Below are 19,874 nucleotides of genomic sequence, written 5' to 3' on the forward strand. Positions count from 1 at the left end.
TTCGGGCTTGGGGCTTTCGGGCTTTCAGCTACTCAGCGTGTCAGGTTAGCCTAACCACATCGGCCGTGGTGATCCGACCGCCGACGCACACCGGCGCAGGCTTCGGAAGCGATGCACTGCGCCGGAGTGGGGCCTTCGCGGTCGACTCAGCCGACTTCGAGCGGGGACAGCGCCGAGACCAGCGCATCCGTGGTGGTCACGGAACCGCAGCGCTTGGCCGCGTACGTGAGCGCCATGAGGTGCTCGTCGCGGCTGAAATCCGCAGTCGCGTCGGCGACCAGGAACGGCTGGACGTCCGACATGAACGCCTCGGCGGCGCTCAGCATGCAGCCCATGTGCGTGTAGACACCCGTCACGATCAGCTGGTCGCGGCCGTGGTGACCGAGCAACTGCCGGAGGTCGGTGCGCTGGAAGGCCGAATACCGCCATTTGGTCACCTGGATGTCGCCGTCGCGGGGGGCGAGCGGCTCGACCACCTCGGTGTCGCGACCCGACGTCAGTCCCGGGCCCCAGAAGTCGGCGAGGATGCCGCGACGCGACGGGTGCTGGTCGCCCGGCTGCATCGTGTAGATCACGGGAATCCCGGCTTCCGAGCAGAGTTCGCGAATCCGGACCATGTTGGCCATCGCGGTCGACATCGGCTCCGCACGCACGTCGTACGCGTCGATGAAGTAGTTCTGCATGTCGTGGACCAGTAGTGCGGAGCGCCGGGGGTCGAGGCGCCAGGACACCTTCGATTCGGGGACCTCCTGGATCTCCGGAATCGTGTAGGTCGAAATGGGCGGGATGGCCATATGGTTCCTCACTGTCGGTTCTGTCGACTTCTGGGCGTATGCCGCGCGAATCGCGGTGAACGACAGCGCTCCGCCCCACCGCTCGCGCGTTCGGTTAGGCTAGCCTTTGCTACCTGGCTTCTGCAATCGCTAGGTGTGCGGGTGTGCGGCGCACAGTAAGGTGACTGACCGGTGGGGGGCCGGGCACCGGCCTCCCGAGCCGGATCCGCCGACCAGGAGAGATCGTTGACCAAGCTGCTGCTACTGCTGCTGATCGTTGTCGTGATCGTGGGCATCGTGCTGATCCTGCGGAATCGGTCCGGAAAGAAACAAGCGCCCGCTGCCAGGGTCGATCCGCTCGCCGACTACCCGGAGGTCTACGACCCGTACAAGATCGGAGTCGGCGACATCATCACGTACGCCGGAATCGATCACGTCGTGCGCGGGACCATCACCCTCGACGAAGAGGGATACATCTGGCACGAACACCTCCTCGACGGGTCGACCGGTCAGCGGTGGCTCACCGTCGAGAACGACGAGGGCAACCTCGACATGACGCTGTGGATGCGCCGCGAGGGCACGGGCCTCGAACCGGGCGGAGACGTGATCCTCGACGACGTCGTGCACCGGCAGATCGAGCGCGGCACCGCCGCGTTCACGGCGGAAGGCACCACCGGGACCGCACCCCAGGGCATCGTCGACTACGCCGACTACGCGACCGCCGACAAGACCGGCCTGCTGTCCTTCGAGCGCTGGGCGCGGACGCAGTCGTGGGAGGTCTCCACGGGCCGCGCCGTGACGCGGGGTGAGCTCACCGTGATCCACTCCGGTCCGCCGCAGTGACGCTGCACGTCCTCGACATCGAATCGCGGGATGTGACGGCGGAGGCGCTCGGTCTCGTCGTGAACGCCGAAACTCCGCGTCCGCTGGCCGAACTCACCATCACGTACGGCGACGAGCGGGTGACCCTCGGCGTGCTCGGGGCGTCGCACGCGGTGACGGCGTCCGCGGCGGGCAACCGGATCACCGAGCAGGTGTCGTGCGACGCGATCCAGGCAGGCGGCAGACCGCTGCCGGTGTCCGACAGCATGGGCGGGTACCGATTCGACTCCACCACCGACATCGTCGACCGCGCCCGCCTCGAACAGACCGCCGACTGGTTGCGGCGGCAGGCCACCGAGGTGGAGGGGTGGATCTGCGGGGCGTTTCCCGGAGACCACACCGCGCTGACCGCGCTCACGGCGACGCGTGAACATTCCGGCGGGTGGGCCTGGCAGACCTGGCATCTGTATCCGGTGGACCATCTGTACGGAGGAGACAGGGGTGGGGTGATCGTGAAGACACGAAGCAGGTGGCTGCCGTGAGCAGGTTCGGGACACGGATGCGGCTCGCCCCGATGCTGCTCCTGGTGTCGGCCGCGACCGCGTGCGGCGGCGGGGTGCGCGACTACATCGCCGACACCTACGCCCTGCAGAACACGGCGGGCGACGCGAAGACGTACACGTCGACAGACCCGGTGGGCACCACCGTCTCGTCGATCGTCGAGGAAGAGCCGCCTGCGGCTCGGAAGGCCGACGGCGGCAGCGAATACCTGCGCTACGACGACGACATCGTCACGGTCAGCGCCGCGCCGGGCGGCGGCAGCCTCGTGCGCGTCGAAGACATCGACGGACGCTACCGCAGCGGCGGGTTCGCCTATCTGGGGCCCGGTTTCAACCCCGGCTCACCGGCGGGCGGCGCCGGCGGCAGCGGTGGATCCGGCAGCGCGAAATGACAGAGACCACACGACTGGGGAGAAGCGCGTGAACACCATCTACACGGCGGCAGCAACGGAAATCGGCAGTGTCGACGTCGGACTGCTCGCCGTCGGCATGCTCGGCACCCTGGCGTACTTCGTCGTCGGCATTGCCGTCCTCGGCGTCGGCTTCGCCGTCCTCGACCTCGCCACCCCCGGCAATCTCCGGCACCAGGTGTACGTCGACAAGAACCCCAACGCGGCAATCCTCCTGGCGTCGAACCACCTCGCCCTCGCCGTCGTCGTGGTCACCGCGATCGTCACCAGTTCCGACGGATTCGCACAGGGACTCGCCGACTCCGCGGTCTACGGCCTCTTCGGGGTGCTGCTGCAGGTCATCGCGCTGCGGTTGATGAACGTGCTGCTGCCGGGCCAGTTGGTCGGCCTGGTCGGGAACCCGCAGATGTGCGGTGCCGCATGGGCGGTCGGCGCGAGCCTGTTCGCCATCGGCCTCGTGAACGCCGCCGCGCTCACCTGATCTCGTGACCACCACAGCGGCACAGCCGAACGCCCCCCGCGCGCTCAGTGGACGGTCCAGGGCATTCCTGCTCGCCGCGGTCGCCGCCTGCGCGGCGTGCGGCCTGATCTACGAACTGGCGCTGCTGACACTGTCGGTCAGCCTCACCGGCGGCGGAATCACCCAGACGTCCCTGATCGTCGCGGGTTTCGTGGCCGCACTGGGGGTGGGCGCCCTCGCCGCCAAACCGCTGCTGTCCACCGCCGCCGCGTCGTTCGTGGTCGTCGAGATCGTCCTCGGACTCGTCGGTGGCTTCAGCGCGGTGACCCTGTACGTGACCTTCACGTTCTTCGGTTCCAGCGCAATCGTTCTGGTGCTCGCCACCGCGCTGATCGGTGTGCTGGTGGGCGCCGAGGTACCGCTGCTGATGACCCTGCTGCAGTCGGGCCGCAACGACACCGACGCCGAGAGCACCGGAAAGGTGCTGGCGAACCTCAACGCCGCCGACTACGCGGGCGCGCTCGTCGGCGGCCTGCTCTGGCCGTTCGTTCTGCTGCCGGTCGCCGGGATGATCCGCGGCGCCGCGATCACCGGCATCATCAATCTCGTCGCCGCCGCCGTGGTGGCGCTGATCCTGCTCAGATGGCAGCTGAGCCTGCGCACCCGGCTCCTCGCGGTCGTGGCGTTGCTCGTCGCCGCCGCCTGCATCGCGGTGCTGCTGGTCCGCGCCGACGGCATCGAAACCACGTCCCGCCAACGCCTCTACACCGATCCCGTCGTCGCCGCGGAAAGGTCGCAGTACCAGGAGATCGTCGTCACCGAACGCGGCGGAGACGTGCGGCTCTTCCTCGACGGCGACCTCCAGTTCTCCAGCGTCGACGAACACCGGTACACCGAATCGCTGGTGTACCCCGCGATGGCGGACGACCCCGAACGGATACTGATCCTCGGCGGGGGCGACGGCCTCGCCGCCCGAGAAGTCCTGCGACTGCCCGGCGTCGAGGACATCGTGCAGGTGGAACTCGACCCGGCGGTCATCGAACTCGCGAACACGCGACTGTCCGGGCTGAATCAGGGTGCTCTGCAGGACCCGCGCGTGCACGTGGTCCTCGACGACGCGTTCCGGTGGCTCCGCGACGCACCGGACTCGGGATTCGACGCCGTCATCGTGGACCTCCCCGACCCCGACACCCCGGCGCTCGGCCGCCTGTACTCCACCGAGTTCTACGGTCTCGCCGCCGCGGTCCTGAACCCCGGCGGACTGATGGTCGTGCAGTCGGGCAGTCCCTACTCGACGCCCGACGCGTTCTGGCGCACCACGTCGACCGTCGCGTCGGCGGGTCTGGCCGTCACGCCGTACCACGTGCTGGTGCCGAGCTTCGGGGACTGGGGGTACGTCCTCGCCCGGCGCGGCCCCGAACCGCCGGCGCTGCGCCTCCCCTGCGACGTCCCCGAACTCCGCTTCCTCGACGAACCGACCCTCGCCGCGTCCGCGATCTTCCCGCGCGACCGTCCCCGCCGCGAACTCGAGCCCTCGACCCTCGACCGACCACGCATCGTCGACGACATGCGGAAGGGCTACGAGCGCTGACGCACCCGTGAGTACTTATCAACCGCCGGGCGTTAATAAGTACTCACGGGCGCGTCAGCGCAACTAGTTCATAGATATACTAAAGGCGGAGGTGGCGGGCGCTGGGCCCGCCACCGGCTCGCGATAGGGTTCCTCCATGACCGATGACGTAGCGCCGGTGCCCGTCGAGGTGCCCGACAGCCTCGACTTCTGGTCGTTCATCGAACTGGCGAACAGGCGTCTGAGCACGGAATACGGTTCGACGCACGAACTCGCCACCCAGGTGCTCCTGACGTTGAACCGCGCGTCGAACGTGGTGACGTACGACCTGGAGTCGTCGATCCACCGACCGCGCGGGCTGTCGTGGTCGGCGTTCCGGCTGATGTTCGTGACGTGGCTGGCGGGTCCGGTCGAGTCGAAGACCGCCGCCAAGCTCACCGGCATGAGCCGGGCCGCCGTGTCGAATCTTACGAAGACGCTGGTCAGTGGCGGTCTGATGGAGCGGTCCCCTGACGAGCGGGACGGCCGGTCGGTCCAGTTGTCGCTCACCGAGAAGGGCCGCAGCGAGATCGGTGAGATCTACCGTGAGCAGAACGAGCGCGAACACGCCTGGGCGAGCGTCCTCACCGAGCCGGAGCAGCGCATTCTCGTCATGCTGCTCGACAAGTTGATCACCAATCGCAGCCAGTTCGACGTCCGCGGCCGCAACTGACCCTGCTGTGCCTCCCGGAAAACCTGTGCTTGCCATCACGCCCCTAATTTAGTTAATGTGTTTACTACTACGAACACGCACTTCTAGGGAGGCCGGTCATGGCGTTCTATCGGCACGTGGGCAACATTCCGCCCAAGCGGCACACGCAGCACCGTGACGACAACGGTCAGCTCTACTTCGAGGAGCTGATGGGAGAAGAGGGCTTCTCCTCCGACTCCTCGCTGCTCTACCACCGCCACATCCCGTCGGCGATCGTCGACGCAACGGTGTGGGAGCTGCCCGACCAGAGCACCACCCCCAATCATCCGCTCAAGCCCCGCCACCTGAAGCTGCACGACCTCTTCCCCGAGGCGGTCTGGGCCGACACCGACGTGGTCACCGGACGCCGGCTGATCCTCGGCAACGCCGACGTCCGCATCTCCTACGTCGTCGCCGCCAAGGAGTCGCCGCTGTACCGCAACGCGATCGGCGACGAAATGGTGTACGTCGAATCCGGTGCCGCCACTGTCGAAACCGTGTTCGGCGCGCTCGAGGCGAAGCAGGGCGACTACGTCCTGATTCCGATGTCGACCACGCACCGCTGGATTCCACAGGGCCCGGAACCGTTGCGCGCCTACGCGATGGAAGCCAACAGTCACATCGTCCCGCCGAAGCGCTACCTGTCCCGGTTCGGCCAGCTGCTCGAGAACGCGCCCTACTGCGAGCGCGACCTGCACGGGCCGTCCGACACACTGCAGTCCGAGGGCACGGACGTCGAGGTGCTCGTCAAGCACCGGACGTCGCACGGGATCGTCGGCACGCGAATGGTGTACCCGCAGCATCCCTTCGACGTCGTGGGCTGGGACGGGTGCCTGTACCCGTACACGTTCAACATCTCCGACTACGAACCCATCACCGGGCGCGTGCACCAGCCGCCGCCGGCGCATCAGGCGTTCGAGGGCAACAACTTCGTCATCTGCAACTTCGTGCCCCGCAAGGTCGACTACCATCCGCTGTCGATTCCGGTGCCGTACTACCATTCGAACGTCGACTCCGACGAGATCATGTTCTACGTCGGCGGCGACTACGAGGCGCGCAAGGGTTCCGGCATCGGGCAGGGGTCCATCTCGATCCACCCCGGCGGCCACGCGCACGGACCGCAGCCCGGCGCGTACGAACGCAGCATCGGGGCCGAGTTCTTCGACGAACTGGCCGTCATGGTCGACACGTTCCGTCCGCTCGAACTCGGCGAGGGCGCACTGGCCTGCGAGGACTCGGGCTACGCGTGGACCTGGGCAGGACGGGGGCCGAAGCAGTGATCCCCGCTCTCTTCTCCGGTCTCTGCGACGACGCCGCCCTGTTTCCGCCCGGAAACGCGCCGCTCCCCGACGCTCTGCCCGCGCACACCCGGCATCTGTCGGCGCCGTACGGGGATCTCGTCGGACCCTTCGTGTTCCCCGTCCCCCGGCTGGACGAACTGTCAGCGGGTGCGATCGAGTTGAGCCTGACGCTGCCCGGTGGCCCGGCCACTCTCGAATCCGCACTCGACCGCCTCGCGCAGATCGACGGTGCCACCGCGGTAGCGCTCGAGATCGCGGCGCCCGCCGAGCAGACGGCCGCGGAGTTCTTCGCCGCACTGGACGCCGCGGCAGACCTGACGTCCGGCTGTGAGGTGTTCGTCGAGGTTCCGCGCGGCGAGCGCCGGGCCGACTTCCTCGCCGCACTTGTCGGCGGCCCGTTCGCGGCGAAGTTCCGCACGGGAGGCGTTGTCGCCGAGGCCTACCCGGACGAGAGCGAACTCGCGTCCGCTGTGCGCGCCGCCGTGACGACGGGCGTGCCGTTCAAGGCCACGGCGGGACTGCACCACGCCGTGCGCAACACCGATCCGCACACCGGCTTCGAGCAGCACGGTTTCCTCAACGTGCTTCTCGCCACCCGGCACGCACTCGACGGCGCCGACACCGACCGGGTGGTCGCGACCCTCGCGGAGCGTGACGGCACCCGGATCGCCCGCGAACTGGGCGACCTCCCCGCCGACGTCGTCGGCGCCGTCCGCACCGCCTTCCGGTCCTTCGGCACGTGCAGCATCCTCGAGCCCGTCGTAGATCTCGTCGCACTGCACCTCGTGCCGTCGTCCGCCCTCGCCCCCGCCGATGAACACGCTTCCGCCGATGAAGGAGCCCACGCATGACCGTCCTCGATATTCCCGCCGATTCCCTGTTCGGGCTGGAGAACCTGCCGTACGGCGTGTTCTCGACCGCGGACTCGGCCCCCCGGGTCGGTGTGCGGGTGGGAGATTCCGTCGTGGATCTCGCCGCCGCCCTCGGTGACGACGTCTTCGCGCAGCCCACCCTCAACGCGTTCATGGCGCAGGGCCCGGCCCGCTGGAGTGAGGTTCGCCGGCAGATCACCGAATTCGTCCAGGGTGACCTCGCCGACACGGCGGTGTTCGCGGTCGAGGACGTGACGATGCACCTGCCGGTGGCAATCGCCGACTACGCCGACTTCTACGCGTCCGAGTATCACGCCACCAACCTCGGACGGTTGTTCCGCCCCGACTCCGAGCCACTGATGCCCAACTGGAAGCACCTGCCGGTCGGATACCACGGGCGGTCGAGCACCGTCATCGTGTCGGGCACCGACGTGATCCGGCCGTGCGGGCAGCGCAAGGCCCCGAATCAGGACGCCCCCGACTTCGGCCCGTCCCGGCGCCTCGACATCGAGGCCGAGATGGGCTTCCTCGTCGGTGTCCCGACGAAGCTGGGGGAGACCATCACCCCGGATCGGTTCGCGGACCACGTGTTCGGCGCGGTCGTCGTGAACGATTGGTCGGCCCGCGACATCCAGGCCTGGGAGTACGTGCCGCTCGGCCCGTTCCTCGGGAAGAGTTTCGCGACGTCCATCTCCCCGTGGGTGGTGCCGCTGGCGGCTCTCGAGGCGGCTCGCATCGACACCCCGACGCAGGATCCGCAGCCGCTGCCGTACCTGCGCGGCGAGGAGAAGTGGGGTCTGGACATCGACCTGGCCGTCGAATGGAACGGGCACGTCGTCTCGCGCCCGCCGTACGCGCAGATGTACTGGTCGCCGGCGCAGATGCTCGCGCACACCACGGTCAACGGCGCCGCGGCCAGCACCGGTGACCTGTTCGCGTCGGGCACCATCTCCGGACCGGAGAAGGACCAGCGCGGCGCGTTCATCGAACTGACGTGGGGCGGGCAGGAACCCGTCGTCGTAGGCGACGAGAAGCGCACGTTCCTCGAGGACGGCGACGAGATCGCCATCTCCGCCACCGCGCCGGGCCCCAACGGCACCCGCATCGGCTTCGGTGAGGTGCGGGCCCGCATTGCTCCCCCTGTGAGTACTTGTTAACCGCGGGCGGTTAACAAGTACTCACGGGTGGTAGGCAGTAGTCATGACCGAGAACTTCGTCGAGACCACTGCCTTGCCGGACACCGGCGTCGCGTTCCTCACCCTGAACCGCCCCGAACAGCGCAATCCGCTGTCGTCCGAGGCCATGCGGGATGTCACCGCAGCGCTTCGGAAGCTGGGCGACGACGACACCACCCGCGTCGTCGTCATCAGGGCTGCAGGACCGGTGTTCTCCGCGGGTCACGACCTGAAGGAGATGATCGGCCGCACCCTCGAGGACGAGCAGGCCATCTTCGACACCTGCGTCGAGATGATGCAGGCCGTGCAGGAGATTCCGCAGCCGGTCATCGCGTCCGTCCAGGGTGCGGCGGTCGCGGCGGGCTGTCAGCTCGCCGCGTCGTGCGACCTCGTGGTGGCGTCGTCGAACGCGGTGTTCGGGACGCCGGGCGTGAAGATCGGCCTGTTCTGCTCCACCCCGATGGTGGCCCTGAGCCGCGCGATCGGACGTAAGCGCGCCCTGCAGATGTTGCTCACCGGTGAGACGATCGATGCGGAGACCGCCGCGGACTGGGGTCTGGTGAACCTGGTGGTCGCGCCGGAGGACCTCGACGCGCAGACCCGGGCGCTCGCCGCGAAGATCACGACGGCCAGCCCGCTCACCGTGAAGATCGGCAAGCAGGCGTTCTACCGCCAGATCGACCTTCCCCAGGGCGAGGCGTATCAGGCGATGGCCGAGACGATGGCCACCAACGCCGTCACCTGCGACGCCCAGGAAGGCATGCAGGCGTTCGTCGAGAAGCGCACTCCGCAGTGGCAGGGAAAATAGCCTTCCGCGACAGGCCCTGCCTGCATTGCGTGGTGTCGCGAACCGGCGAAAGATCAGGGGTGCAGTGGCTGCGGCCGCGGGCCGTCGGCGCCCGCCGACGGTGGACCGCGACAGGCCGGCCACCGAGAATGTTCTCACTGCGGGGCGACGGTCCCGCGGGAGGTGACATCGATGTTCATCCAAGTCATTCAAGGAAAGGTGTCGGACGAGGCCGGCCTCGTCCGGTGCATGGACCGCTGGACCGAGGACGTGCGTCCGGGGGCGACGGGCTTCCTCGGATGCACCCAGGGATTGTGCGACGACGGAACGTTCATCGCGCTGGCGCGATTCGAATCGGCAGAGGCTGCCCGGCTCAACAGTGAGCGCCCCGAGCAGGGCGCCTGGTGGGCGGAGACCGAGCGGTGCTTCGACGGCCCGGTGTCCTTCATGGACTGCCCCGAGGTGGCCGAGTGGATGGGCGGCGGTTCGGACGACGCGACGTTCGTGCAGGTCATGGAGGGCCACACCACGGACGCGCACCGGATGCGGGAGTTGCTGGACGAGTCCGCCGACCGGGTGCACGAGCTGCGGCCGGAGATCCTCGGTGGAACGCTGTGCACGTACGGCGACGGCGGGTACGTCGAGGCGGTGTACTTCACGTCCGAAGCGGAGGCCCGTTCCCACGAGAAGTTGGAGATTCCGGACGACCTGAGGTCGTTGTTCGAGAAGGAGGGCCGGCTGACCGACGACGTGACGTACTACGACATGCATTCGCCGATGCTGGTGTCGTCGGGGCGGTAGCGAACCTCTGGCGAGGTAGTTGGACGTCCTATAACCTTCGTGCATGAGTCTGGATGCGCGCACCGATACCGTCGACGGAGTGCTGCGGCGCTCGGCCGCCAAGTTCCCCGACCGCAGGGCGTTGACGTTCGAGGACCGCACGTGGACGTACCGCGAACTCGACGACGCCGTCAGCCGCGCCGCCGCCTACCTGCAGTCGCTGGGACTGTCGGCCGGTGAGCGCGTCGCCGCGTACGGCACCAACTCGGACGCGTACACGATCGGCTTCCTGGCCTGCGCGCGTGCGGGTCTCGTGCACGTCCCCGTCAACTATGCGCTCAGGGGCGACGAGCTGACCTACCTGGTGTCGCAGTCCGGGAGCACCGCGGTGCTGGTCGATCCGGCGCTGCGGGGCACCCTCGACTCGATCCGGGACGGACTGGACCTGCGTCACGTGGTGCCGCTGCGTGACGCCGAGGATTCCCTGCTCGCCCACTCCGGCTCCGGCGACGTGCCCGCCGTGGCCGCGCCGGTCGCGTCCACCGACCTGGCGCAGCTGCTGTACACGTCGGGGACGACGTCGAAGCCGAAGGGCGCCATGATGACTCACGGTGGACTCGTGCACGAGTACGTGTCCTCCGTGATCGCCCTCGCGCTGGACGAGCGTGACAATCCGCTGATCTGCATGCCGCTGTACCACTCGGCGGGCATGCACGTGTTCATGCTGCCGTACCTGTCGGTGGGTGCCTCGGTGCATCTGATGCAGACCCCCGACATCCCGGAGATCCTGCGCCGCATCGAGGCGGATCGCATCGGCTCGCTGTTCCTGGCGCCGACGGTGTGGGTGCCGCTCGCCGGACATCCCGATCTCGAGACCCGCGACCTGTCGTCGTTGAAGAAGGCGCAGTACGGCGCGTCGATCATGCCGGTGACGGTGCTGAACCGGCTGCGCGAACGCTACCCCGACCTCGGCTTCTACAACTGCTTCGGACAGTCCGAGATCGGGCCGCTCGCCACCGTGCTGCAGCCCGCCGAGCACGAGGCGCGGCCGTCGTCGTGCGGCAAGGCCGTGTTCTTCGTCGAGACCCGGGTGGTGGACCCGGACGGCAACGACGTTCCGGACGGCACGCCCGGCGAGGTGCTCTACCGCTCGCCCCAGCTGTGCCTCGGGTACTGGGACAACCCCGACGCCACCGCGGAGGCGTTCCGCGACGGCTGGTTCCACTCGGGTGATCTGGTGACGCGAGACCCGGAGGGGTACATCACCGTCGTCGACCGCATCAAGGACGTCATCAACACCGGCGGCATCCTGGTGGCGTCACGGGAGGTCGAGGACGCCGTCTACACGCACCCGGACGTCGCCGAGGTGGCGGTCATCGGGACGCCGGACGACAAGTGGATCGAGGCGATCACCGCGGTGGTGGTGCTGCGGGAGGACGCGGCCGGCGTGACGCCCGACGGGTTGATCGCCCACGTCAAGGAGCGCATCGCGCCGTTCAAGGTGCCCAAGCAGGTGGTGTTCGTGGACGAGCTGCCCCGCAACCAGAGCGGAAAGCTGCTCAAGCGGGAACTGCGGGCGACACTCTGACTACTACTTCTTGGTGGACGCCCTCTCGATCAGCTCGACCGGAAGCTTCACCGATTCGACGTCGTTGCCCGCGATGAGCGACAGGAGATGACGCACCCCCGTCGCGCCGATCAGGCGCGCGGGTGACCGGACGGTCGTCAGCGGCACCGGCAGCTGGGCGACCACCGGAATGTCGTTGTACCCGACGAGCGCGAGGTCGTCGGGGATCCGCAGCCCGAGGTCGCGGGCGACGCCGAGGACGCCGATTGCGATGGTGTCGCTGACGGTGAAGATCGCCTCGGGGCGCGAATCCGACTCGAGGAGAATGGCGGCGGCGGCGACACCGCCGGACACGTCGAAGTCGGAGCGGACGACGCGCTCCGGCCGGAGTTCGATGCCGTTCTCGGCCAGCGCGTCCCGGAATCCGGCGAGCCGATCACGGGAGGTGCTCGCGTGGTCGGGGCCGGCGATGGCGGCGATCTCGGTGAACCCGCGGTCGAGGAGGTGGCGTCCGGCGAGGTAGCCGCCCCGGTGGTCGTCACCGGACACGAACGGCAGACCGACGTCGGCGTGCCGATTGAGCTGCAGCATCGGCAGCGACCCCACCGACAGTGAGTCGACGAACTCGCGGCCGGGACTGTGCAGGCTGCTGAGCAGCAGGCCGTCGACCTGCCTGCTGACGAGGAACTCGATGGCGCGGCGCTGGGCGTCGAGGTCGTCGGGTGGGCTCGACAGCAGCACCGAATAGCCGGCCTGCGTGGCCGTCTCCTCGATGCCCTGGAACATCGTCGCGACCACCCCGTCGGTGAGTCGCGGCATGACGACGCCGAGGGTGGTGGTCTTGCGGGTGCGCAGGCTCGCGGCCCACAGGTTGGGCTGGTAGCCGAGTTCCACCGCCACCTCGCGCACTCGCAGCGCGGCGTCGGACCAGCCGTCGGCGGGCTCGGGTTGCCGGAGCACCCGCGACGCCGTCGACACGTGGACGCCGGCACGTTCGGCGATCTCGCGGAGGGTCGGCGGACGCCCGGACGTGCGGGTCGGGCGATCCGGCAGGTTCACGGGCAATCCTCGCGCTCGGGGTCGGGGACCCGGCGGCCTCGTGGTTGACGTCCGCCGGAACGCGACTTAGTCTACGTGACGAAATCGTTCGTGCAATCGTTCTCGCGAACGTTTGCACACCAGCCCCGCCGGCCCCGTGGAGGAACACATGTCCGACTCGCAGACCCTGTCCCAGCTGTTCGCCCTCGACTCGTTGCTCGACACCGAGGAGATCGCGATCCGCGACACCGTGCGCCGATTCGCGGACGAGAAGATCCGGCCCCACATCGGCGAATGGTTCGAAGCGGCCGCGCTGCCCGTGCGCGAACTGGCGGAAGGGCTGGGCGAACTCGGTGTGCTCGGCATGCACCTCGAGGGATACGGCTGTGCCGGCACGAGCGCCACCGCCTACGGCCTGGCCTGCCTGGAACTCGAGGCCGTCGACTCCGGAATCCGCAGTCTCGTGTCCGTGCAGGGCTCGCTGGCCATGTACGCGATCCACCACTACGGCAGCGAGGATCAGAAGCAGGAATGGCTGCCCCGCATGGCCGCAGGCAAGGCGATCGGCTGCTTCGGCCTGACCGAACCCGACTTCGGCTCCAACCCCGCAGGCATGCGCACCAATGCCAAGCGGGACGGTGACGACTGGATCCTCAACGGCACCAAGATGTGGATCACCAACGGATCCGTCGCCGACGTGGCCGTCGTGTGGGCGCGCACCGACGACGGCATCCGCGGATTCGTCGTGCCCACCGACACCCCCGGCTTCTCGGCGCCCGAGATCAAGCACAAGATGTCGCTGCGCGCGTCCGTCACGTCGGAACTCGTGCTCGAGGACGTCCGGCTGCCCGAATCCGCGATGCTGCCGGAGGCCAAGGGACTGTCCGGTCCGCTCGGCTGCCTCAACGAGGCTCGGTTCGGCATCATCTTCGGTGCGATGGGCGCGGCCCGCGACTGCCTGGAGTCCGCGATCTCCTATGCGCAGGACCGTCAGGTGTTCGACAAGTCGCTGGCGGCCTACCAGATCACGCAGGTGAAGATCGCCGACATGGCCCTCGAGGTCGGCAAGGGCCACCTGCTGGCGTACCACCTCGGACGTCTGAAGGATCGCGGCGAGGCCCGCCCCGAGCAGGTCAGCACGGGCAAGCTGAACAACGTCCGCGAGGCCATCGCCATCGCCCGCGAGTGCCGGACCATCCTCGGCGCCAACGGAATCACGTTGGAGTACCCCGTGATCCGTCATGCCAACAACCTCGAGTCGGTGCTGACCTACGAGGGAACGTCCGAGGTGCACCAGCTGGTGATCGGCCGTGCGCTGACGGGCGAGGCAGCGTTCCGGTGAGCGGGTCGCTCGAATCTGCCCGGACTGCTTCGCTGGACGGCCTGCTGATCGCCGACTTCGGCCGGGTGCTCGCCGGGCCGTACGCCACGATGCTGCTCGCCGATCTCGGCGCGGAGGTCGTGAAGATCGAGCGTGCCGGCGTCGGCGACGACACCCGGCAGTGGGGTCCGCCGTGGGTGGGCGACGAGTCCACCTACTTCCAGTCCGTCAACCGCAACAAGCGGTCCGTCGCGTGGGACCTGCGCGACCCCGTCGACCTGGAACAGGCGCGGGAACTGGCCGCCCGGGCCGACGTGGTGGTGGAGAACTTCCTGCCCGGCACGATGGACCGGCTCGGGCTCGGTTACGACGCCGTGCGGGAGATCAATCCGGACGTCGTCTACTGCTCCGTGACGGGGTTCGGCGGCCGGAACAACCTCCCCGGATACGACCTGCTGATCCAGGCCGTCGGCGGGTTGATGAGCATCACCGGTCCCGAACCCGGCGTTCCGACGAAGGTCGGGGTGGCCGTCGTCGACGTCATCACCGGACTGCACGCCGCGGTCGGGATCCTGGCGGCGCTGCGGCACCGCGACCGGAGCGGGGAGGGGCAGCGGGTCGAGGTGAACCTGCTGTCGTCGCTGCTGTCCGCCCTCGCGAACCAGACGTCGGGGTATGTGGGCGCCGGAGTCGTCCCGCAGGCGATGGGAAACCGGCACCCCAGCATCGCGCCGTACGAGGTGTTCCAGACCGGCGACCGTCCGCTGGTGCTGGCGGTGGGGAACAACCGTCAGTTCTCCTCTCTCGTCGAGGTTCTCGGTGTGCCCGAACTCGCCGGCGACGAGCGGTACGCGACCAACACGCAACGGGTGGCGCATCGTGAGCAACTGGTCCGGGACATCACCGACGCGCTGTCCGTGGACTCCGCGGACGTGTGGTTCGAGAAGCTCACCGAGCAGGGCGTCCCGTGCGGGCCGCTCAACGACATCGCCGACGCCGTCGCGCTCGCCGAGCGGCTCGGGCTGAACCCGGTGGTCGAGATCGACGACCCGCGCAGGGACCGGCCGGTGCGGCAGGTGGCGAACCCGATCCGGCTCAGCGCCACCCCGGCGAGCTATCGCAGCGCCCCGCCGCGGCTGGGCGAGGACACCCCAGCCGTGAGTACTTGTTAACCGCCCGCGGTTAACAAGTACTCACGGGGGCTCTTTCCTAAGGGAGTGTTAGGAAGGCTCCGCGGCCCTTCCGTATCGATGTGACGTGACCCACTGTGGTGTGAACGCAGAGATCCAGGGCATCGAGAGGAGTCCCGCGTGAGCACCACATCGACGGGTGAGCGCCGAGTCATCGGCAATGTTTTGAAGGGTTCGGTCGGCAACCTGATCGAATGGTACGACTGGTACGTCTACGCGGCGTTCAGCGTGTACTTCGCGAAGGAATTCTTCCCCGAGGGCGACACCACCGCGCAGTTGCTGTCCACGGCAGCCGTTTTCGCAGTCGGGTTCCTGATGCGGCCGATCGGCGGCTGGATCATGGGCCGCTACGCGGACCGCCGCGGTCGCCGGTCGGCGCTCACCCTGTCGGTGACCGTGATGGCGGCGGGATCGCTCGTCATCGCCGTCACACCGTCCTATGCGAGCATCGGGCTCGTGGCGCCGGTACTGCTGGTGATCGCCCGGATGCTGCAGGGACTGTCGGTCGGCGGCGAGTACGCCACCAGTGCCACGTACCTGGCCGAGGTCGCCTCGCCGGGCAGGCGCGGGTTCTACTCGAGCTTCCAGTACGTCACGCTCGTCGCCGGTCAGCTGATCGCGCTGGGTGTGCAGATCGTCCTGCAGCTGACATTGCCCGCGGAGGCCATGCAGTCGTGGGGCTGGCGGATCCCGTTCGTCATCGGCGCCGCCGGTGCCGTCGCGGTGATGTGGCTGCGTCGCACGATGGACGAGTCGGAGGCGTTCACCGAAGAGGTGGAGGCCACACGCGAGAACGACGTGCCGAACAGTGGCCCGAAGGAGGGTTCGCTACGGATGCTGCTGCAGTACCCGCGCGAGTGCCTGCTCGTGTGCGCCCTGACGCTGGGTGGGTGCGTGGCGTTCTACACGTACACCACGTACATGCAGAAGTACATGATCAACACGTCCGGAATCTCCAAGGACACGGTGGCGTGGATCAACTTCGCGGCCCTGCTGGTGTTCATCGTGCTGCAGCCGATCGGCGGCGCACTGTCCGACCGCATCGGCCGCCGGAAGCTGCTGATCTTCTTCGGCATCGGCGGAACCGTCCTCACCGTGCCGCTGATGACCGTGCTCGGGAAGACGACGAACCCGGTGCTCGCGTTCGCGCTGATGATGCTCGGACTGATCGTCGTCACCGGGTACACGTCGGTGAACGCGATCGTGAAGACCGAGCTGTTCCCGACCAAGGTTCGCGCGCTCGGCGTCGGCCTGCCGTATGCCCTCACGTTGGCGATCTTCGGCGGAACCGTCGAGACCGTCGCCCTCGCCCTGAAGCGGGCCGGCCACGAATCGCTATTCTTCTACTACGTGACCGGGTGTATCGCCATCTCGCTCGTCGTCTACTTCTTCATGCGTGAGACTTCGGACGGTTCGCCCCTCGACCGGACGACCAGCCGGGAGGACACTCCGGACGACGACGTCGAGCTGGTCGACTCGCGGAGCTGATCGAAGGGAAGTGACGTGCAGATCGCGGTGGTCGAGGACGACGACGGTGTCGGCGACGCACTCGTGGAGGCGCTGGGAACCCACGGCCACGAGGCGGTGCGCATGCGCCGCGGCTCCGATCTCCTTCTCGGCCATCGCGGTATGGACGCGGTGATCCTCGACCTCGGTCTCCCCGACGCGGACGGCCTGCAGGTGCTCCGGCAACTGCGGGCCGTCAGCGACGTTCCGGTGGTGATCCTCACGGCCCGCGACGACGAACGGTCGGTGGTGCGGGGACTGCGCGGCGGCGCGGACGACTATCTCGTCAAACCGGCGCGGCTCGCGGAACTACTGGCGCGGCTCGACGTCGTGACCCAGCGCCGCCGGGCGACCGGACCTTCGTCTGCGCAGACGGTCACCCAGGGTGATGTGGTGGTGGATCTGGCGGCGCGTGAGGTGGAGGTCGGCGGCGCTCCGGTTTCCTTGACGGCCAAGGAGTTCGAGCTGCTCGAGGTGCTCGTCACCCGCCCCGGCGCCGCGGTGAGCCGTCAGCAGTTGATGGACGCGGTGTGGGGCGACGCGTACGTGGCGATCTCCCGCACCCTGGACGTCCACATGACCGGGTTGCGGGCGAAACTCGGCCGCCCCGGGCTTATCTCGACCATCCGCGGGTACGGCTACCGCTGGGGTACGTGACGTGCGCCGGCGTGTGCTCGCGGTCCTGCTGGTGTTCGCGGCCGTCGCGGTGGTGGCCTTCGCCGTCCCGCTGGCGCTGGCCACGAGCGCCGGGCGAACGCAGGCCCTGCGGCTGAGCAGGGAGGCGGACGCGACGCATTTCGCCGGCCTCGCCGGGCAGACGCAGGCCCCGGGGAGTGCCACGTTGTTGCGCGAGGAGGTGGCCCGCTACCACGAGTTGTACGGCGAGGGTGTCCTCATCGTCGACACCAGGGGCAACGTCCGCGCCGGGGCGGGACTGTCGCCGGACGACTCCGCCGTCGCCGCGGCGATCACCGCGGGACTGCGCAACCAGAAGCAGGGGATCAGCGGTTCGCTGACCCCGTGGTCGGCGGACCGCGTGCTGTCGGCTGTGCCCGTCGGCACCGGGGCGCAGGTCGACGGCGCCGTCGTCCTGGACGTGTCCACCCGCGCCGCACGCGATTCCATCCGGACGTCGTGGCTGGTGATCGTCGCGGGGGCGCTCGGCGCGCTGGCAGCGGTCACGGCCGTCGCGATCGCCCTGTCCCGGTGGACCGTTCGCCCGCTCGGGGCGCTCACCGCCAGGGTCGGCGCCCTCACCGAGGCGGTCCCGTCCCCGCGCCCGCGGTCGGGTCGCGTCTCGGGGCGGCCGTCCGGCCGGTACAGCGGACCGCCGGAGGTGCAGGAACTCGCGAAGGCGTTCGACACCATGTCGGGCGCCGTGCAGGCGTCCGGTCAGGCTCAGCGTCAGCTGATCGCCGACACCGCCCATCAACTCCGAAACCCGCTCGCGGCCCTGCACATCCGGCTGGACTCCCTCGGGCCGCACGTCGCCGAGGCCGGTGCCGAAACGTACCGCCGGACGGGGATGGAGGTCGATCGGCTCGGCGGAATCCTGGACGGACTGCTGGCGCTCGCCGTCGCCGAATCACCCGCCGACGCCGGCGAGGACGAGTCCGCGCGCGGCGGGTGCGACGTCGGTGCCGTCCTCGCGGACCGAGCCGACGCCTGGACGGAGGCGCTCGGCGAATCGGGGATGGCCCTCGTGTTCCGGCCGCCGGCCGAGCCGCTGGCCGCGGACTTCCGGGACAGTCACCTGTCCCAGGTCCTGGACGTCCTGCTCAGCAACGCGCACGCGTACGCCGGTCGCGGTTCGACGGTCCGGATCGACACGGGACGGTCCGCCGTGGGAATCGAGATCCGGGTCAGCGACGACGGGGTCGGGGTGAGCGAGGACGAGATCGGCAAACTGTCGTCACGCTTCTTCCGCGGGTCCGGGGCGGCGCAGCAGGGCACCGGGCTCGGACTGTCGATCGCGACCGCATTGGTCGAGGGCGGCGGTGGAACGCTGACGATCGCCGCGGAGCAGCCACACGGGCTCCGGGTGACGCTGACACTTCCGGCGGTGGCACCGTGATCACGCGACGAGCCTTACTGCGCGGCGTCCTCGCGGCGGGCGCGACCGCCGTTACGGGCGCGGGTCTCTCCGCATGCTCGGGCAGCGGCGGTGATCCGCTGCGACTCGCCGCGGGTGAAGAAGGCGGATTCTTCTGGGAGTTCGCCCAGTTGACGGCCGCGGCCGCGGAACGTGCCGCACTGCCGGTGCGGATCGTCCCGGTCCGGACCGCGGGGTCGATGGAGAATCTGGCGGCGCTCGCGTCGGGGGAGGCGGAACTGGCGCTGAGTCTCGCCGACGCCGCCGTGTCGGCCATGGAGGCCGGCGCCGCGTTCACCGCCCTCGGCAAGGTGTACGAGAACTACATGCAGCTCGCGGTGCGCGCCGATTCCGGGATCGCGGACACCTCGCAGCTGCGGGGCGCCCGAATCAGTCTGGGCGCCACAGGCTCCGGAGCGGAACTGACGGGCGAACGCATCCTCGACGTCCTGGGACTGGCGGGTCCGGGAGACGTGACGCGACTGCATCTGTCGATGACCGATGCGGGGCAGGCCCTGCGGAACGGCACCGTCGATGCGGTGCTGTGGGCGGGCGGGGTGCCGACGCCGTCGTTCGCGGATCTCGGGATCCCGCTGCGACTACTCGACCTGTCCGCCGAACTGGAACGACTGCGGGTGCGGTTCGGCCCACGCTACGAGCCGGTGCTGATTCCGCCCGGCACGTACGGACAGCAGACGTCGGTCGCGACGATCGGTCTCGCGAACCTGCTGCTCGCCGATCCGGCGGTGTCCGACGGCGCCGCGGGCGCGATCGTCGAGGTGCTCATCGACCACGCCGCGGAACTGGTGCCGGATCAGGCGACCGGCAGCCAGTTCCTGGACCGGCAGTCGCTGATCGTCACCGCAGGCGTGCCGCTGCACCCCGGAGCGGCCGCCGCATACCGCAGGCACCACGGCTGA

Annotated in this window: 20 protein-coding genes; 18 read left to right on the forward strand and 2 right to left on the reverse strand. The window is 68.8% G+C overall.

Features of this window, described 5'->3' with window-relative positions; translation table 11 throughout:
• Nucleotides 1-146 precede the first annotated feature (146 nt).
• The gene (locus ACFU5V_RS29265) at nucleotides 147-794 is read right to left on the reverse strand and encodes an isochorismatase family protein (RefSeq protein ID WP_378703378.1); all 648 of its coding nucleotides are present in this window, start codon (nucleotides 792-794) and stop codon (nucleotides 147-149) included.
• A 225-nt stretch (nucleotides 795-1,019) separates the two neighbouring features.
• Between ACFU5V_RS29265 and ACFU5V_RS29270 the strand changes: the two genes are divergently transcribed.
• The 12 genes from ACFU5V_RS29270 (at nucleotide 1,020) to ACFU5V_RS29325 (ending at nucleotide 11,828) form a co-directional block, all read left to right on the forward strand.
• Nucleotides 1,020-1,616 (forward strand): DUF4178 domain-containing protein, encoded by a 597-nt coding sequence (locus ACFU5V_RS29270; protein WP_378703379.1) that lies wholly within the window; start codon nucleotides 1,020-1,022, stop codon nucleotides 1,614-1,616.
• Nucleotides 1,613-2,137 (forward strand): DUF2617 family protein, encoded by a 525-nt coding sequence (locus ACFU5V_RS29275; protein ID WP_378703380.1) that lies wholly within the window; start codon nucleotides 1,613-1,615, stop codon nucleotides 2,135-2,137. The genes ACFU5V_RS29270 and ACFU5V_RS29275 overlap by 4 nt, the downstream gene beginning before the upstream one ends.
• Entirely contained in the window at nucleotides 2,125-2,547 is a 423-nt protein-coding gene (locus ACFU5V_RS29280) for a DUF4247 domain-containing protein (protein WP_378703381.1), read from the forward strand. The genes ACFU5V_RS29275 and ACFU5V_RS29280 overlap by 13 nt, the downstream gene beginning before the upstream one ends.
• 28 nt (nucleotides 2,548-2,575) lie before the next feature.
• The gene (locus tag ACFU5V_RS29285; protein WP_378703382.1) at nucleotides 2,576-3,046 is read left to right on the forward strand and encodes a DUF350 domain-containing protein; all 471 of its coding nucleotides are present in this window, start codon (nucleotides 2,576-2,578) and stop codon (nucleotides 3,044-3,046) included.
• A 4-nt stretch (nucleotides 3,047-3,050) separates the two neighbouring features.
• On the forward strand, nucleotides 3,051-4,616 hold the full coding sequence (locus tag ACFU5V_RS29290; RefSeq protein WP_378703383.1) for a polyamine aminopropyltransferase: 1,566 nt from the start codon (nucleotides 3,051-3,053) through the stop codon (nucleotides 4,614-4,616).
• A 136-nt stretch (nucleotides 4,617-4,752) separates the two neighbouring features.
• Nucleotides 4,753-5,307 carry a MarR family winged helix-turn-helix transcriptional regulator gene (locus tag ACFU5V_RS29295; protein ID WP_124391150.1) on the forward strand — a complete coding sequence of 185 codons (555 nt, stop codon included), beginning with the start codon at nucleotides 4,753-4,755 and terminating at the stop codon, nucleotides 5,305-5,307.
• A 98-nt stretch (nucleotides 5,308-5,405) separates the two neighbouring features.
• On the forward strand, nucleotides 5,406-6,605 hold the full coding sequence (locus ACFU5V_RS29300) for a homogentisate 1,2-dioxygenase (protein ID WP_378437608.1): 1,200 nt from the start codon (nucleotides 5,406-5,408) through the stop codon (nucleotides 6,603-6,605).
• Complete coding sequence (locus tag ACFU5V_RS29305) at nucleotides 6,602-7,477, forward strand: hypothetical protein (protein WP_378703384.1); 876 nt, start codon at nucleotides 6,602-6,604, stop codon at nucleotides 7,475-7,477. Before ACFU5V_RS29300 ends, ACFU5V_RS29305 begins: the two co-directional genes overlap by 4 nt.
• On the forward strand, nucleotides 7,474-8,655 hold the full coding sequence (gene fahA / locus ACFU5V_RS29310; RefSeq protein ID WP_378703385.1) for a fumarylacetoacetase: 1,182 nt from the start codon (nucleotides 7,474-7,476) through the stop codon (nucleotides 8,653-8,655). The genes ACFU5V_RS29305 and fahA overlap by 4 nt, the downstream gene beginning before the upstream one ends.
• 43 nt (nucleotides 8,656-8,698) lie before the next feature.
• Complete coding sequence (locus ACFU5V_RS29315; protein WP_378437603.1) at nucleotides 8,699-9,481, forward strand: enoyl-CoA hydratase; 783 nt, start codon at nucleotides 8,699-8,701, stop codon at nucleotides 9,479-9,481.
• A gap of 171 nt (nucleotides 9,482-9,652) precedes the next feature.
• Nucleotides 9,653-10,261, forward strand: a complete 609-nt coding sequence (locus ACFU5V_RS29320) for a hypothetical protein (protein WP_378703386.1) — start codon at nucleotides 9,653-9,655, stop codon at nucleotides 10,259-10,261.
• 43 nt (nucleotides 10,262-10,304) lie between these two features.
• Nucleotides 10,305-11,828 (forward strand): acyl-CoA synthetase, encoded by a 1,524-nt coding sequence (locus tag ACFU5V_RS29325; protein WP_378437599.1) that lies wholly within the window; start codon nucleotides 10,305-10,307, stop codon nucleotides 11,826-11,828.
• A gap of 3 nt (nucleotides 11,829-11,831) precedes the next feature.
• On the opposite strand, the gene ACFU5V_RS29330 is transcribed toward ACFU5V_RS29325, so the two are convergent.
• Nucleotides 11,832-12,866, reverse strand: coding sequence for a LacI family DNA-binding transcriptional regulator (locus ACFU5V_RS29330; RefSeq protein ID WP_378703387.1), 1,035 nt, complete (start codon nucleotides 12,864-12,866; stop codon nucleotides 11,832-11,834).
• A 148-nt stretch (nucleotides 12,867-13,014) separates the two neighbouring features.
• On the opposite strand from ACFU5V_RS29330, the gene ACFU5V_RS29335 reads away from it, so the two are divergent.
• The 6 genes from ACFU5V_RS29335 to ACFU5V_RS29360 all read left to right on the forward strand — a co-directional run bounded on the left by ACFU5V_RS29335 (nucleotide 13,015) and on the right by ACFU5V_RS29360 (nucleotide 19,874).
• Nucleotides 13,015-14,187, forward strand: coding sequence for an acyl-CoA dehydrogenase family protein (locus ACFU5V_RS29335; RefSeq protein ID WP_378435474.1), 1,173 nt, complete (start codon nucleotides 13,015-13,017; stop codon nucleotides 14,185-14,187).
• Nucleotides 14,184-15,338, forward strand: a complete 1,155-nt coding sequence (locus ACFU5V_RS29340) for a CaiB/BaiF CoA transferase family protein (RefSeq protein ID WP_378703388.1) — start codon at nucleotides 14,184-14,186, stop codon at nucleotides 15,336-15,338. The genes ACFU5V_RS29335 and ACFU5V_RS29340 overlap by 4 nt, the downstream gene beginning before the upstream one ends.
• A gap of 138 nt (nucleotides 15,339-15,476) precedes the next feature.
• Nucleotides 15,477-16,844, forward strand: a complete 1,368-nt coding sequence (locus ACFU5V_RS29345; protein ID WP_378703389.1) for an MFS transporter — start codon at nucleotides 15,477-15,479, stop codon at nucleotides 16,842-16,844.
• A gap of 15 nt (nucleotides 16,845-16,859) precedes the next feature.
• On the forward strand, nucleotides 16,860-17,519 hold the full coding sequence (locus ACFU5V_RS29350) for a response regulator transcription factor (protein ID WP_378703390.1): 660 nt from the start codon (nucleotides 16,860-16,862) through the stop codon (nucleotides 17,517-17,519).
• Between the two features lies 1 nt (nucleotide 17,520).
• Complete coding sequence (locus ACFU5V_RS29355; RefSeq protein ID WP_378703391.1) at nucleotides 17,521-18,936, forward strand: sensor histidine kinase; 1,416 nt, start codon at nucleotides 17,521-17,523, stop codon at nucleotides 18,934-18,936.
• On the forward strand, nucleotides 18,933-19,874 hold the full coding sequence (locus tag ACFU5V_RS29360; protein WP_378435464.1) for a TAXI family TRAP transporter solute-binding subunit: 942 nt from the start codon (nucleotides 18,933-18,935) through the stop codon (nucleotides 19,872-19,874). The genes ACFU5V_RS29355 and ACFU5V_RS29360 overlap by 4 nt, the downstream gene beginning before the upstream one ends.

Origin of the sequence: Rhodococcus sp. NPDC057529 (assembly GCF_042802055.1) — a bacterium.
In the GTDB taxonomy this organism is placed as follows: domain Bacteria; phylum Actinomycetota; class Actinomycetes; order Mycobacteriales; family Mycobacteriaceae; genus Rhodococcus_F.